The organism is Aeromonas tecta, assembly GCF_000820185.1.
Classification (GTDB): domain Bacteria; phylum Pseudomonadota; class Gammaproteobacteria; order Enterobacterales; family Aeromonadaceae; genus Aeromonas; species Aeromonas tecta.
On record NZ_CDCA01000034.1, the window covers coordinates 23,501 to 37,501 of the forward strand.

The window sequence follows — 14,001 nt, forward strand, 5'->3', positions numbered from 1 at the left end:
ATTGGCCGCGTTTTTTATACCCCGGTTTTACCCCACACCAAGACGAGACATGCAAGGAGCCAGAATGAAAGCCTACCAGCGTCAATTTATCGAGTTCGCCCTGGAGAAACAGGTCCTCAAATTCGGTGAATTCACCCTGAAGTCCGGCCGCAAGAGCCCCTACTTCTTCAACGCCGGTCTGTTCAACAGCGGTCGCGATCTGGCCCGCCTCGGCCGCTTCTATGCCGCCGCTCTGATGGATGCCGGTATCGAGTTCGACGTGCTGTTTGGCCCGGCCTACAAGGGCATCCCCATCGCCTCCGCCACCGCGGTGCAACTGGTGGAGCAACACGACGTGGACGTGCCCTGGTGCTTCAACCGCAAGGAAGCCAAGGATCACGGCGAGGGCGGCAACCTGGTGGGCAGCCCGCTCAAGGGGCGCATCATGCTGGTGGATGATGTCATCACCGCCGGTACCGCCATCCGCGAGTCCATGGACCTGATCCAGGCCAATGGCGCCTCCCTGGCCGGGGTGCTGATCGCCCTGGATCGCCAGGAGAAGGGCAAGGGTGAACTCTCCGCCATTCAGGAAGTGGAGCGCGACTACGGTGCCCACATCATCGCCATCATCCAGATGGCGGATCTCATCGCCTATCTGGAAGAGCAGCAGGCAGAGCGCCCCGAGCTGGCCGAGCAGCTGGCGGCCATGCAGGCCTATCGCGCCCAGTACGGGATCTGACGACCTGATTCCCGCCTCTTCTCCCGCGAGGGGAAAAGGGAGCGGTATGTACCGCTCGGATCAACGGCGCCAATAGGCGCCGTATTTTATTTGCACAAAAAAGTGCAGACAGGCGCTTGAGCTTACCCTTACAGTAAAGGTTAATGTTTGCGGGTCAATCTTGAGGAGCATTGTTATGACCATGCACATTCAACTTCCCATCAGCGGCATGAGCTGCGCCAACTGCGCCAGCCGGATCACCACCGCTCTCAACAAACTCGATGGGGTCGAAGCCACCGTCAACTTCGCGCTGGAGCAGGCGGCCATTGAGCTGAACCAGGATTCCCAGCTGCCGGCGGTGCTGGAGAGCATCAAATCCCAGGGTTACGATTACGGTGAAGAGACGCTGTTGTTTCAAATTACTGGCATGACCTGCGCCGGTTGTTCGGCTCGGCTAAACAAGATGCTGAGCGCATTGCCGGGGGTCATCGCGGCGGATGTGAACTTCTCCCTCGAGCAGGCCCGCATCACCCAGGTGCCCGGCGTGCAGAGTCCGGCTTCCCTGCGCGAGCAGATTGAAGCGCTCGGCTTCGGCGCCCAGCTGGCACAAGGCAGTGCCAGCGCCCGCCGCCAGCAACTGCTGGCTCGGGAAGAGCAAGAATCCGCCGCCGCCCACAAGGCGCTGGTGCAGGTCAGCATCTCGGCCCTGCTGACCCTGCCGCTGCTGGTAGGGATGTTGGCCATGGCGGGGCTGCTACCCTGGCATCTGCCTGCCTGGCTGGAGCTGGTGCTCGCCACCCCGGTACAGTTCTGGATTGGGGCCCGCTTCTATCGCGGTGCCTGGCTCGCCCTCAAGAACCGCTCCGCCAACATGGACGTGCTGGTCGCCACCGGCACCAGTGCCGCCTACTTCTACAGCCTCTATCTGTTGGCGACCTTGGGCATGGCCGCCAGCGGCAAGCTCTACTTCGAGGCGAGCGCCATCATCATCACTTTGATCTCGCTCGGTAAATTGCTGGAGGCACGGGCCCGGCGCAGTACCCAGTCCGCCATTCGCGAGCTGATGGCCCTGCGCCCGGAGAGCGCCACCGTCTGGCGCGGGGGGGAGTGGCAGAGCCTCTCCGTCGATGAAGTGCTGCGCGGCGACAGGCTGCGGGTGCTGGTCGGTGAGCGGGTGCCGGTGGATGGCAAGATAGTCAGCGGCGAGAGCGAACTGGATGAATCCATCCTCACCGGCGAGAGCCTGCCGGTGCTGCGCACCCCGGGTGATAACGTGCTGGGCGGTGCCATCAACCGCTCCGGCGTGCTGGAGATCGAAGCCACCACAGTGGGGGAGGATTCCAGCCTCAGCAAGATCATCGCCCTGGTGGAGAACGCCCAGATGGGCAAGGCCCCGCTGCAACAGCTGGTGGACAGGGTCTCCGCCGTGTTCGTACCGGTGGTGATGGTCATCGCCCTGTTTACCCTGCTGGTGTGGTACGCCATCACCAATGATTTCGGTCAGGCCCTGCTGGCGGCAGTAGCCGTGCTGGTCATCGCCTGTCCTTGCGCCCTTGGGCTGGCCACGCCGGCCGCCATCGTTACTGGCACCGGGGTGGCGGCCCGTCACGGTATCCTGATCAAAGACGTGGACACCCTGCAAAAGGCCCACGGCATCAAGGCACTGATCTTCGACAAGACCGGCACCCTCACCCAGGGTCGCCCTGTACTGGCGAGCTGGAGCGGCAACGACGAGCAACTGCGCCTGGCCGCCGCCCTGCAACAGGCGAGTGAACACCCGCTGGCGCTGGCGATGCGCGAGGCCGTTCAAGGTGCCAGCCTGCCACAGCCAGATAAGGTGGAGGTGCGAGTCGGCGCCGGTATCCTCGGCAAGGTCGCGGGTCACAGCGTCGCCATCGGCAACCCATCCCTGCTGACGTCCCTCGGTATCCCCATGCCGGCGCCAGCCGAGCCGAATGCCGAGTCAGGCAATGATGGTGCGACCCGGGTCTGGGTGGCCATCGACGGTGTTGCAGTCGGCATCGCCGCCCTGGCCGATACCCTGAGGCCAGAGAGCCCGGCGGCCATCGCCACCCTGCGTCAGCGTGGCATCGCCAGCTGGCTGGTGAGCGGTGATGCGCCAGCACCGGTGGCGCATATCGCCGCCAAGCTGGGACTGGACGGGGCCTTCGACTCCGTGCTGCCGGCCGGCAAGGTGGAGAAGGTCGAGGCGCTGCGTAGCCAGGTTGACGGTCTGGTGGCCATGGTCGGGGACGGGGTGAACGACGCCCCGGCGCTGGCGGCAGCGGATGTGGGGATCGCCATGGGCTCGGGCTCGGATGTGGCGATGGAGACCGCCTCCATCACGCTCATGCGATCGGATCCGCGGCTGGTGGCCGACGCCATCGACATCTCGGCGGCGACCTGGCGTACCATACAGCAGAACCTGTTCTGGGCCTTCGTGTTCAACATCATCGGCATTCCGCTGGCCGCCTTTGGCTACCTCAGCCCCGAGCTGGCGGGCGCGGCCATGGCCCTGAGCAGCATCACCGTTCTCAGCAACTCGTTATTACTGAAACGCTGGCAGCCCAAGGCGGCTTCCCATGCCAGCACTCACTCGCACCATTAAGGAGGCACAGATGAACATCAGCAAGGTTGCCAAGGCGACGGGACTGACCGCCAAGACCATCCGCTACTACGAGAGCATCGGCCTCATCTCGCCGCCGGTGCGCAGCGATAACGGCTACCGCAGCTACCATGAAGGGGCCCTGCGGGAGCTGCGCTTCGTCAAGCGAGCGCGGGAGACCGGTTTCAATCTGGAAGAGTGCCAGGAGCTGCTGGCGCTCTATCGGGATGAGCACAGGACCAGTGCCCAGGTGAAGAAGCTGGCGCAGGAGAAAATCGTGGATCTGCGCACCCGCATCGCGGGCCTGCAGGCCATGCTGGCCTCCCTCGAGGAGGTGGTAGGCTGCTGCCACGGGGACGCGAGTCCGGAATGTCCCATCCTGGACGAGCTGGAGCGCGGTTAAGAACCCCGCGTGCTCCCGATGCTGGACGAGTTGGAGCAATTGACCAGGGGGCTGTGCATCGCCGCACCCTAGACTCATCGGTGTTGAGGCATGGTATCTGGCTCGCGGTTGTCATGTCGGCGTGCGACTGAGCGGCAGCTTAATAGAGGGTGATTGATTGTTGGCCAGGAAGGGGGAATGCTAAACTGCTCGGCTCTTGTACAGGGAGTATGCAGTTGACCCAGAGTGTCACACGCCAGGTGCAGCAAGCCATCATGGCCCAACTTTATGCCCATGCCTCATTTAGCCTGCCTTGTCTGGCGCTGTTGGCGCTCGGCTGGAGCCTGCTGTTTCACGACTATCTGCCGGCCGGGGAGGCGCTTGGCTGGCTGGGATTGCTCTTCCTGCTGCTGCTCGGACGCTGGTGGCATCTGCGCTGGCGACAGCCAAGGCTGGCTCAGATCCCGTTGGCCATGTTGGAGCGCGAGCTGTTCATCGGGGTGACCATCACCTCCATCCTCTGGGCGCTCGGGGTGCTGCTCTACATGGACAAGCTGCCCGACACCTATCGTGCCGCCATGATGATGCTCACCAGCCTGATCCTCACCGGCAGCGCCATCATGCTGTTCGGCAGCCGCCGTGCCCTCTATGGCGCCGTGTTGCCACTCGGGCTCGCCATGCTGTTCGAACTCGGTGGCGGCAACGAGCAGGAGCGCATCGTCTCCTGCATGCTGGCGGGCTATCTGTTCGTGTTTCTGCCGACCCTGCTGCGCCGTCTGAGACGGGATCAGGTGGCATCTCTTTATCACCGCTTCGCCAATGCCGATCTGGTGGCCGAGCTCAAGGTGGTATCCGAGCACCTCAAACTTACCTCCCGGCTGGACGGGCTGACCGGCATCGCCAACCGTGCTCACCTCGACGACTGCCTTGCCCGTGCCTGGCGCCGTTGTCACCGGGCCCAGGCACCGCTCTCTCTGGTGCTGGTGGATGTGGATTACTTCAAGCAGTTCAACGATCGCTATGGTCATCAGCTCGGGGACGAATGCCTGCAGCAGGTGGCGGCGCTTCTGGCCGAGGTGTTGCGGCGCGAAGACGATCTGGCGGCTCGCTATGGCGGGGAGGAGTTCGCGCTGCTGCTGCCCTGTACCAGTTTGCAGGGGGCCATCCAGATCGCCGAGCAGGTGCGCATGGCCCTGCGTGGTTTGAGCATTCCCCATCAGCAATCCCTGGTCTCCGCCCGGGTCAGTTGCAGTTTCGGGGTGGCGACCCTGGTGCCGGATCCGAGCCTCTCCATTGCGGAGCTTATCCAAAAAGCGGATGCAGCCCTCTATCAGGCCAAGCATAATGGGCGGGATCGTATCGAAGTAGCCTTGATGGGTAAGGTTGCCTGAGTTTCACATGACAGATTTAAAGAGGTCGTCTATGCAATGTCATCGTATCGAAGAGCTGCTGGAGCTGCTGCAGCCCGCCTGGATCAAGGAACAGGATCTCAGCCTGGTGCAATTTGTCGCCAAACTGGCGGCAGAAGCCGGTTATGACGGCGCCCTGTCCGAGCTGACCGACGACATGCTGATCTACCACCTCAAGATGCGGGAATCCGGCAAGCAGGAGATGATCCCGGGGCTGGCCAAGGATCATGTGCCCGACTTCAAGGAAGCCCTGCTCAAGGCCCGTGGCATCAAGTAAAGGTTGCTCCTGCGGGAAGCCTGATGGTTTTCAAAGGAATCTCTAAAAAGAGCCCATAGTCAACTGACGATGGGCTCTTTTTGTTAGCTGAAAATGCGACAACACTCGAACTATAGATACATTTAACCCACACAATTAGCAGGTTGTTTAAGATATAATCTGCTTCATAACAATATAAGTGGAGCGATGTGTTGTAATGGCCGACCAGGACAAGATCGATATCAAGGATGTCACCGGCGATGTCACCGGGACTTACAACCCCAACACCTTCAAGGCCGGCGGCGACAGGTTCAATCCCGGCAACCGCATCTATGTGAGGGCCCAGACCGGCTACTGGCAGCGGATGCGCAAGGCCATGGGCTGGTTCTTCGTGGTGCTCTTCGTGGCCTTGCCCTGGCTGCGCTACGACGGTCGCCAGGCCGTGCTGTTCGACCTCGAACATCAGCAGTTCCACATCTTCGGTGCCACCATCTGGCCGCAGGATCTGACCCTGCTGGCCTGGGTCTTCATGATCGCCGCCTTCGCCCTCTTCTTCGTGACCACCTTCCTCGGCCGGGTCTGGTGTGGCTATCTCTGCCCGCAGACGGTGTGGACCTTCATGTTCATCTGGTTCGAGGAGAAGCTGGAAGGCTCGGCCAACAAGCGCCGCAAGCTGGATGAAGCCCCCTGGAGTGGTGAAAAGCTGGCGCGCAAGGGGGCCAAGCATCTGGCCTGGTTGCTGCTGTCGCTGGGGACAGGTCTCACCTTCGTCGCCTACTTCCAGGATGTGTACCAGCTGGTGCCCGAGTTCTTCACCCTGGCGGCGGGCGGCTGGGTCATCTTCTGGGTGCTGTTCTTCGCCGCCTGTACCTACGGCAACGCCGGCTGGATGCGCGCCATCATGTGCATCCACATGTGCCCCTACGCCCGCTTCCAGTCCGCCATGTTCGACAAGGACACCTACATCGTCGGCTATGACGCCAAGCGTGGCGAGACGCGCGGTCCCCGTGGCCGCAAGGCCGATCCCAAGGCGCTGGGACTGGGGGACTGCATCGACTGTGATCTGTGCGTACAGGTCTGCCCGACCGGTATCGACATCCGCGATGGCCTGCAGTACGAGTGCATCAACTGCGGTGCCTGCGTCGACGCCTGTGACCAGACCATGGATCGGATGGGCTATCCCAAGGGGCTCATCAGCTACACCACCGAGCACAAGCTGGCTCACAACAGCACCCATGTAGCGCGGCCCAAGCTGCTCGGCTACGGCCTGGTGATGGTGATCATGCTGGGGGTTTTCGTCTACAACGCCATGTCCATCATGCCGATGGGGCTCGACATACTGCGGGATCGCAACCAGTTGTTCCGGGAGAACAGCGAGGGGCTGATTGAGAACACCTATACCCTCAAGATCCTCAACAAGACCCTGCAGCCCCAGCGCTACCAGCTGGACGTGGAAGGCTTACCGGAACACCAGTGGTTCGGCCCCCGCGAGGTAACCCTGAAGGCGGGCGAGATCTACAGCCTGCCGGTGAGTCTGGCGGTGGATCCCTTCAACCTGAAGAAGCCGACCCTGGATATCCAGTTCGTGCTCAAACGGGAAGGGGCGGCAGAGGATGACAGCAAGGGCTCCCTGCGCCAGGCTAGCAAGTTTATCAGCCGGTTGTGATGACAGGCGCGACAAATGGCGGGGTGCATTGACCCGCCATGGGCGTGAGTAGTGATAGAATGGGGCGCAACAGCGCCCCTTTCTTATGGTGGATGACATGCGTTTCAATTATTCCGACCTCAATCCCGATCTCATCATGGATGCCATCGATCTCAGCGGCCTGCGCATCGATTCCGGTCTGCTCGAACTCAACAGCTACGAGAACCGGGTCTACCAGTTTCAGGACGAGGATCGGCGCCGCTACGTGGTGAAGTTCTATCGTCCCGGCCGCTGGGATCGGGCCCAGATCCTGGAGGAGCACAGCTTTGCCGCCCGCCTCAACGAGGCGGAGATCCCGGTGGCGGCGCCGCTGAGTTTCGCCGGTGAAACCCTGCTGGAGCATCAGGGTTACCCCTTCGCCATCTGGCAGAGCGTGGGTGGCCGCCAGTTCGAGGTGGATAACCTGGATCAGCTGGAGTGGGTCGGGCGCTACCTTGGCCGTATCCACCAGATTGGGGCCAGTCGGCCTTTCCATCACAGAGTCAGGTTGGATGTGGAGAGCATGCTGCATGAGCCACGTCAGCTGCTGGCGGCCGGCGAATGGGTGCCGAGCGGCCTGGCCAAGCAGTTCTTCGGGGTGCTGGACGAGCTGATCCGCCACGTATGCGACGCCATGACCCTGGATGTGGCGCAGATCTCCCTGCACGGGGATTGCCATCCCGGCAACATCCTGTGGCGCGATGGCCCCATGTTCGTCGACCTCGATGATTGCCGCACCGGCCCCGCCATCCAGGACTTGTGGATGCTGCTGTCGGGGGATCGCAACGAGCAGCAGATCCAGCTCGATACTCTGCTGGCCGGTTACGAGGAGTTTATGGAGTTTGATCCGAGGGAATTGGCCTTGATTGAACCGCTGCGGGCCATGCGCATCGTCCATTACATGGCCTGGCTGGCCCGGCGCTGGGAAGATCCGGCCTTCCCCCGCCACTTCCCCTGGTTTGGCACCGACCACTACTGGCGCCAGCAGATAGCCACCCTGCATGATCAGTTGGAGGCCCTGAAGGCCCCGCCGCTGAGCCTGATGCCGAATTGGTGAGGCCCTGAATGATGGGCAGGGCGGTCCACCGCCGCTGCCTTTGTCATTGACGTTGGCGGGGGGACACAACCAATGCCTTGCACTGCATGTCCCGCCTTTGTCATTGACGTTGGCGGGGGGGCGCAACCAATGCCTTGCACTGCATGTCCTGCCTTTGTCATTGACGTTGGCGGGGGGACACAATAGGCTTGGACTGCTTCGGTTCGCCGGGCGTGCCTCACAGTGATCCCTTAACAGGAAACGTCATGAAAAAAGTACTATTTTTCCTCGCTGCCATGCTGATGATCCCCATGGTTCACGCCGCCCCGGAATTCAAGGAAGGCGTCAACTATGACGTGGTCAGCCAGACCGGCAGTGCCCAACCGGAGGTGCTGGAGTTCTTCTCCTACTTCTGCCCGCACTGCGCCAAGTTCGAGCCGATTGCCGCGGATCTGAAGAAGAGCCTGCCGGAAGGCGTGCCGATGAAGAAAAACCCGGTGGCCTTCCTGGGCCGTGAGATGGGTCCCGAGATGCAGCGCGCCTACGCCGTTGCCAACCTGTTGAACGTCGAAAACAAGCTGACTCCGGCCATCTTCGACAAGATCCACACTCAGCGCCAGATGCCGCAGAGCCGTGCTGACGTGAAGCAGGTCTTCGTGGATAACGGCGTGCCGGCCGAAGAGTTCGACGGCGCCGTCGACAGCTTCGCCGTCTCCGGCATGGTCTCCCAGTTTGACCGCAACACCGAGAGCTACAACGTGCGCGGTGTGCCGGCCTTCCTGGTCAATGGCAAGTACATGGTGAAGATTGAATCCATTACTTCCCAGGAGCAGTTCAACCAGCTGGTGAAATTCCTGCTGGCCAAGAAAGACTGACCCTAAGCCAGGTCTATAAAAAAGCCCGCCGGTGCAAACCGGCGGGCTTTTTGTTTGGCATCGTTTCGCCGGGGGTCAGACCCCGACGTGGAACGCCTGCTTGAGGTTGCGGATAAAGTCCGCATCCCGGCACAGGGTCTTGCCCGGGCTGTCGGAGATCTTGGCGACCGGGCCGCCGTTGCACTCCATCAGCTTGAACACGATGTTCATGGGGCTGACGCCGGGCAGATCGCAGGTGAGCTTGGTGCCGATGCCGAAGCTGGTGTTGATGCGACCGCGGAAGTGGCGGAACAGCTCCACCGCCTTGTCCAGGTTGAGGCCGTCGGAGAACACCAGCGTCTTGTCGGTGGGATCGATGCCGAGCCGCTGATAGTGGCTGATGGCCTTCTCCCCCCACACCACGGGATCGCCGGAGTCATGGCGCAGCCCCTGATAGCGGCTGGCGAGATCGAAGTCGAAGTCGCGCAAGAAGGCATCCATGGTGATGCAATCGGTCAGCGCGATGCCGAGGTGGTTGGTGAACTCGTCCAGCCAGCTGGTGAGGGCGGCGCGCTGGCTGTGCTCGAGCGGGAAGCCGAGTTGCTGGTGGGCCTGGAACCATTCATGGGCCTGGGTGCCCACCGCCGGCAGTCCGTACTTCTGGGCCAACTGGTAGTTGCTGGTGCCACGAAACGCCGGCAGGCGCTCCTTGAGGCGGCCCACCACGGCGTCCTGCACCGCGTGGGAGAAGCGGCGACGGGTGCCAAAGTCGATAAGATTGAACTCTTCCATTTCCGCTGGGCTCAGGGTCAGCTCCAGCTTGTCTATTTTCTGATCCAGCCGGGTCAGTGCCTGGCTCACCCCAAACTGGGGATAGCGGAAGCGGTTGCGCATCTCGCTGATGATGGCGAGTACCGGGATCTCCCACAAAATAACGTCCTGCCATGGGCCTTCTACACGGACGTTGATGCGGCCATCTTGCTCAAACACCCGCAATAGTGAGGCGTCCAGCGGCTTGCGGCGCAGGTGATCCAGGTAGTCGGCGGTAAAGAAGGGGCGCTCGGCCAGGAAGTTAAGCTCGGACTTGGTGAGCCGCAGGGAGCCGGCGAGGCGCAGCTGCTCCTCGATCTCCCCCATCATGGGCAGCAGATCTTCCTCGTTGCGGCTGTGGAATTCGGCTACCACCTCGGCATCGGGATAGCGATGGAACACCGCCTGCTGCATGTGCAGTTTGTAGGCGTCGGTGTCGAGCAAGCTGTTGAGAATGGGAGGCATATCAGACTCCTCGCAGACGGGTGAGCGCGGGGGCGCACTCCTGCTGCTTAGGTAGTTTGCAGGCGCCGATGTCGACGAGACGGGTGAGGATGGGAGACATATCAGGCATCCAGCAGGCGTTGTACGTGGGTCAGGGTCTGGGCCAGCTCGGCCCCGGCCTCGGTCATCTGGGTGTGGGCTTGGGCGACGGTCTCGGGGGCGATGCCACGGCAGGCATCGAGGTGCACTATCACCCTGAAACCGGCGCGGCGCAGCTGCAACACGCTGGTCTTGACGCAGTAGTCGGTGGCGAGGCCGCCGACCAGCAGGGTGTCGACGCCACGGGCCTGCAGAAACTCGATGAGCCCGGTGCTGCGCCGCTCGGCGAGATCATGGAAGCAGGCACCATAGGGATGCAGATCCGGCTCGACCCCCTTCCAGACGAAGAAGTCGTAATCGATGGGGGCGGGCAGGCCATCGAGCAGCTCGAAGCCCGCAGTGCCCGGCACGCAGTGCGCCGGCCAGGTGAGATCAGCATTGGGCATGTCCAGCGGCAGCAGCATGCCGGCGGGATCGGTGACGACCCAGGCGGCATTGCGGGGATGGGCATCCTTGCTGCCGATACGCAGGCTGGCGAGGGCCGCCTGAGCGTTGAGCGCAGCCACTATCTCATCCCCGCCCACGACGGGCAGTTCGTTCGGGCAGAGCGGGGTGAACCCCTTCTGCGCATCAATATCCAGGCTGGCAACGGTTCCCATGATGGCTCCTGCACATACTATTCTTGTGATATTATCTACCAAACATTATTAGAAGGCGAGCAGGTCGACCAAGATGCCGAGAATGAGTCTGGATATGGTGGTGCTGCGGTTGAACGAGGAGCGGCTCGAGCTGCTTCTCGAGACCCGCGATCGTCCCCCCTTTGCCCAATGCTGGCAGCTGCCGGCCCTGCGCATCGACGAGACCCGGGACCGGGATCTGGACGCCGCTCGTCATCGCCTGCTGGCGGAGTGGGGGCTGGGCCACTGCTACAGCGAGCAGGTCTGCACCCTCGGCAACCTGGAGCGGGATCCGCGCGGTTGGTCCACCACCCTGGTTTATCTCTGTCTGGTGGAGCCCGAGGTGGAGGTGGTGCGCGGTTGCTGGCAGCCACTCTCGGCCCTGCCGGGGCTCAGCCTCGCCTTCGATCATGTGAACCTCATTGCCAAGGGGCTGGAGCGGCTGCGCATCAAGAGCCGCTACAGCACCCTGCCACTGCAACTGCTGGGGCCCGAGTTCACCCTCTCCGAGGTGCAGCGCGCCTTCGAGATAGTGCTGCAAACCCCTATGAATACGGCAGCCTTTCGCAAGCGCATCCACCGTGCCGACATCCTGGTGGATACCGGCCGCAAGCGCACCGGCAAGCAACGCCCCGCCATCCTCTACCGGCTGGAGAGCCCCTGCTGCGTGATGTTCGATCAGGTGATGCACGGAGCGGAAGCATGAGTCAGGTCGGTGTACCCAAGGTGCTGGTCAGCGCCTGTCTGCTGGGGCAGCCGGTGCGCTACGACGGTCAGAGCAAGGGCATCGTCAGCGACTGGTTGAAGGTGCTGGGGGCCGAGGGCAGGGTGTTGTCATTCTGCCCCGAGGTGGCGGGCGGCCTGCCGACCCCGCGCCCTCCTGCCGAGCGGCAGGGTGAGTGGGTAGTGACTGCAAGCGGCTTGGATGTGACTGCCGAGTTCGATCGCGGCGCCGAACTGGCGTTGCAACGCTGCCAGGCCCAGGGCATTCGCTTCGCCCTGCTCAAAGAAGGCAGCCCCTCCTGTGGCAGCGGCCGCATCTACAACGGCCGCTTCGAGGGCACCTCCATAACGGGTGAGGGCAAGACCACGGCCCTGCTGCGCCGTCACGGTATTCAGGTCTTCTCTGAGGATCAGTTGCCGGACTTGGCCGCGGCGCTCGCCTTGGCGGCTTCTACCGCCGCCTGAGTCAGGGCATCGGCCTCCTGCCACTGGGCCAGCGTCTTGTCTTTCTCCTGCCAGCGCTGGTTCAGCCACTGCTGGAAGCCGCGCTTGAACTGCTTGTCGTTGAAGTAATCCCCCACCAGCTGCCCATCCACCGGCAGCTCCTCGATGCGCACCCGAATGCGCTTCATCCGCCCCATCAAGAAGTCCTTGAAGGGCGTCTCGTTGTTGTCCGGGTAACTGATGGTGACGTTGATCAGGCTGTCGAACTGCTCCCCCATGGCGGCCAGGGTGAAGGCCAGCCCCGCCGCCTTGGGCGGCATCAGGTGGCGATAGGGGGAGCGCACCGCATCCCGCTTGGGCTCGGTGAAGCGGGTGCCTTCCACGAAGTTGATGACGGTGGTGGGAATGTGGCGAAACTTCTCGCAGGCCTTGCGCGTGGTCTCTATGTCCTGGCCCCGCAGGTGCGGGTTGCGCAGTAAAAACTCCCTCGAGTAACGGCGCATGAAGGGCATGTCCAGCCCCCAGCAGGCCAGTCCCATCAGCGGGATATAGATAAGCTCGTGCTTCATGAAGAACTTGGGCACCGGCAGCCGGTCCCGAAACAGATGACCCAGCACCACTATGTCGGTCCAGCTCATGTGGTTGCTGACGATCAGGTACCAACCATCCTTGCGCAGCCGGGTCTCGTCTTCGATCTGCCACTCGATGCGGGTGGTGAGGCGGATGACGAAGGCGTTGCAGGCGAGCCAGAAACGCATGATGCCGTTGTTGATGTGGCTGCAGGCGCGGCTGAGGGCCGGGATCGGCAGCAGCTTGAGCAGGGAGACCAGCAGGATCAGGCTGGAGACCAGGATGATGAACAATATGGTCAGGCTGGCGCTGATGAACATCACCAGCGGGCCGGGCAGAAAGGTTAGCATGGGCGTCGTTTACTGTGTCTCGTCCGCCAGCAGCTGGCTCAGGGTCTGATCTTTCTCGTGCCAGATCCCGTTCAACCACTGTTGAAACTCTTGTTGGAATTCGGGGTCATTGAAGTAATCCCCCACCAGATTGCGTTCGATCGGCAGAAACCGCACCCGAACCTTGATCTCCTTGACCCGCCCGCACATGAAGTCCCAATAACTGGGAATACCGCCCGGATAGGCGATGGTCACATCCACCAGTTTGTGCAGTTGATCCCCCATGGCCGCCAGGGTAAAGGCGACGCCGCCTGCCCTCGGGTGCAGCAGATGGCGATAGGGCGCGGCCTGCTTGTCATGCTTGTGAGCGGTGAAGCGGGTGCCCTCGACGAAGTTCATCACACTCACCGGAATGTGGCGGAACTTGGCACAGGCCTTGCGCGTCGTTTCTATGTCTTTTCCCTTCAGATGAGGGCGCTTTTCCAGAAATTTACGGGAATAACGTCGCATGAAGGGGAAGTCCAGCGCCCACCAGGCCAGGCCGAGAAAAGGTACCCAAATCAGTTCTTTCTTGAGGAAAAACTTCAGGAAGGGGATTTTCTGATTAAAAATCCGCTGTAATACCAGTATGTCGACCCAGGATTGATGGTTGGCAATCACCATATACCACTCATTCCGGCTCCCTTTGTCCACTCCGACCACCTCAAAAGGGGTTCTGATGATGACTTTCTGGATCAGGTTGTTGAAACCAATCCAGCAGCTGGCACAGCCGTCCAGCAGTGCGTTGCACAGGGTGCGCCAGCCCTTGAGCGGCAGCAACAGCTTGACCAGGCCGAGCAGCAGGATGGGGACAAACCAGAACAGGGTGTTGAAGAAATAGAGCAGGGTCGAGAGGCTGCCACGCAGCCGCTCTATCAGCTTGTTTTGCATGAGTCGAATCCGTCTTCTTGTCTGTGGGTGACCAACAAGTGGTCAGATCTGT

Annotated in this window: 14 protein-coding genes; 10 read left to right on the forward strand and 4 right to left on the reverse strand. The window is 61.9% G+C overall.

Going from position 1 to position 14,001, the window contains the following annotated elements; translation table 11 throughout:
• Positions 1 to 64: 64 nt before the first annotated feature.
• From pyrE to BN1137_RS14115, 8 genes are all read left to right on the forward strand, one after another.
• A complete protein-coding gene (pyrE, locus tag BN1137_RS14080) occupies positions 65 to 718 on the forward strand; it encodes an orotate phosphoribosyltransferase (RefSeq protein ID WP_050719219.1) in 654 nt (217 codons plus the stop codon).
• Between the two features lie 175 nt (positions 719 to 893).
• The gene (locus BN1137_RS14085; RefSeq protein WP_050719220.1) at positions 894 to 3,305 is read left to right on the forward strand and encodes a heavy metal translocating P-type ATPase; all 2,412 of its coding nucleotides are present in this window, start codon (positions 894 to 896) and stop codon (positions 3,303 to 3,305) included.
• Between the two features lie 10 nt (positions 3,306 to 3,315).
• Positions 3,316 to 3,705 carry a Cu(I)-responsive transcriptional regulator gene (gene cueR / locus BN1137_RS14090; protein WP_050719221.1) on the forward strand — a complete coding sequence of 130 codons (390 nt, stop codon included), beginning with the start codon at positions 3,316 to 3,318 and terminating at the stop codon, positions 3,703 to 3,705.
• 215 nt (positions 3,706 to 3,920) lie between these two features.
• On the forward strand, positions 3,921 to 5,075 hold the full coding sequence (locus BN1137_RS14095) for a GGDEF domain-containing protein (RefSeq protein WP_198150651.1): 1,155 nt from the start codon (positions 3,921 to 3,923) through the stop codon (positions 5,073 to 5,075).
• A 31-nt stretch (positions 5,076 to 5,106) separates the two neighbouring features.
• Positions 5,107 to 5,370, forward strand: coding sequence for a YihD family protein (locus BN1137_RS14100; protein ID WP_050719223.1), 264 nt, complete (start codon positions 5,107 to 5,109; stop codon positions 5,368 to 5,370).
• A 196-nt stretch (positions 5,371 to 5,566) separates the two neighbouring features.
• A complete protein-coding gene (ccoG, locus tag BN1137_RS14105) occupies positions 5,567 to 7,015 on the forward strand; it encodes a cytochrome c oxidase accessory protein CcoG (RefSeq protein WP_050719224.1) in 1,449 nt (482 codons plus the stop codon).
• A gap of 85 nt (positions 7,016 to 7,100) precedes the next feature.
• Entirely contained in the window at positions 7,101 to 8,090 is a 990-nt protein-coding gene (locus tag BN1137_RS14110) for a serine/threonine protein kinase (RefSeq protein WP_050719225.1), read from the forward strand.
• Between the two features lie 245 nt (positions 8,091 to 8,335).
• Positions 8,336 to 8,944, forward strand: coding sequence for a thiol:disulfide interchange protein DsbA/DsbL (locus BN1137_RS14115; RefSeq protein ID WP_050719226.1), 609 nt, complete (start codon positions 8,336 to 8,338; stop codon positions 8,942 to 8,944).
• A gap of 75 nt (positions 8,945 to 9,019) precedes the next feature.
• Here BN1137_RS14115 and pncB read toward each other — a convergent pair whose 3' ends face one another.
• Complete coding sequence (pncB, locus tag BN1137_RS14120) at positions 9,020 to 10,198, reverse strand: nicotinate phosphoribosyltransferase (protein WP_050719227.1); 1,179 nt, start codon at positions 10,196 to 10,198, stop codon at positions 9,020 to 9,022.
• A 101-nt stretch (positions 10,199 to 10,299) separates the two neighbouring features.
• A complete protein-coding gene (locus BN1137_RS14125) occupies positions 10,300 to 10,935 on the reverse strand; it encodes a nicotinamidase (RefSeq protein WP_050719228.1) in 636 nt (211 codons plus the stop codon).
• A 73-nt stretch (positions 10,936 to 11,008) separates the two neighbouring features.
• Here BN1137_RS14125 and BN1137_RS14130 point away from each other — a divergent pair, with 73 nt between their 5' ends.
• Both BN1137_RS14130 and BN1137_RS14135 read left to right on the forward strand, forming a co-directional pair.
• The gene (locus BN1137_RS14130; protein ID WP_050719229.1) at positions 11,009 to 11,659 is read left to right on the forward strand and encodes an NUDIX hydrolase; all 651 of its coding nucleotides are present in this window, start codon (positions 11,009 to 11,011) and stop codon (positions 11,657 to 11,659) included.
• Complete coding sequence (locus tag BN1137_RS14135; protein WP_050719230.1) at positions 11,656 to 12,141, forward strand: 2-thiouracil desulfurase family protein; 486 nt, start codon at positions 11,656 to 11,658, stop codon at positions 12,139 to 12,141. Before BN1137_RS14130 ends, BN1137_RS14135 begins: the two co-directional genes overlap by 4 nt.
• Here the strand turns inward: BN1137_RS14135 and BN1137_RS14140 are convergent.
• Entirely contained in the window at positions 12,087 to 13,040 is a 954-nt protein-coding gene (locus BN1137_RS14140) for an acyltransferase (protein ID WP_050719231.1), read from the reverse strand. The two genes, BN1137_RS14135 and BN1137_RS14140, sit on opposite strands and share 55 nt — an antisense overlap.
• 9 nt (positions 13,041 to 13,049) lie before the next feature.
• Positions 13,050 to 13,949 (reverse strand): acyltransferase, encoded by a 900-nt coding sequence (locus BN1137_RS14145; RefSeq protein WP_050719232.1) that lies wholly within the window; start codon positions 13,947 to 13,949, stop codon positions 13,050 to 13,052.
• Positions 13,950 to 14,001 lie beyond the last annotated feature (52 nt).

Bases quoted from the DNA above. Each gene is read 5' to 3' on its own strand.
- pyrE (WP_050719219.1), top strand. From the start codon at position 65: ATGAAAGCCTACCAGCGTCAATTTATCGAGTTCGCCCTGGAGAAACAG.
- BN1137_RS14085 (WP_050719220.1), top strand. From the start codon at position 894: ATGACCATGCACATTCAACTTCCCATCAGCGGCATGAGCTGCGCCAAC.
- cueR (WP_050719221.1), top strand. From the start codon at position 3,316: ATGAACATCAGCAAGGTTGCCAAGGCGACGGGACTGACCGCCAAGACC.
- BN1137_RS14100 (WP_050719223.1), top strand. From the start codon at position 5,107: ATGCAATGTCATCGTATCGAAGAGCTGCTGGAGCTGCTGCAGCCCGCC.
- ccoG (WP_050719224.1), top strand. From the start codon at position 5,567: ATGGCCGACCAGGACAAGATCGATATCAAGGATGTCACCGGCGATGTC.
- BN1137_RS14110 (WP_050719225.1), top strand. From the start codon at position 7,101: ATGGTGGATGACATGCGTTTCAATTATTCCGACCTCAATCCCGATCTC.
- BN1137_RS14115 (WP_050719226.1), top strand. From the start codon at position 8,336: ATGAAAAAAGTACTATTTTTCCTCGCTGCCATGCTGATGATCCCCATG.
- pncB (WP_050719227.1), bottom strand. From the start codon at position 10,198: ATGCCTCCCATTCTCAACAGCTTGCTCGACACCGACGCCTACAAACTG.
- BN1137_RS14125 (WP_050719228.1), bottom strand. From the start codon at position 10,935: ATGGGAACCGTTGCCAGCCTGGATATTGATGCGCAGAAGGGGTTCACC.
- BN1137_RS14130 (WP_050719229.1), top strand. From the start codon at position 11,009: ATGCCGAGAATGAGTCTGGATATGGTGGTGCTGCGGTTGAACGAGGAG.
- BN1137_RS14135 (WP_050719230.1), top strand. From the start codon at position 11,656: ATGAGTCAGGTCGGTGTACCCAAGGTGCTGGTCAGCGCCTGTCTGCTG.
- BN1137_RS14140 (WP_050719231.1), bottom strand. From the start codon at position 13,040: ATGCTAACCTTTCTGCCCGGCCCGCTGGTGATGTTCATCAGCGCCAGC.
- BN1137_RS14145 (WP_050719232.1), bottom strand. From the start codon at position 13,949: ATGCAAAACAAGCTGATAGAGCGGCTGCGTGGCAGCCTCTCGACCCTG.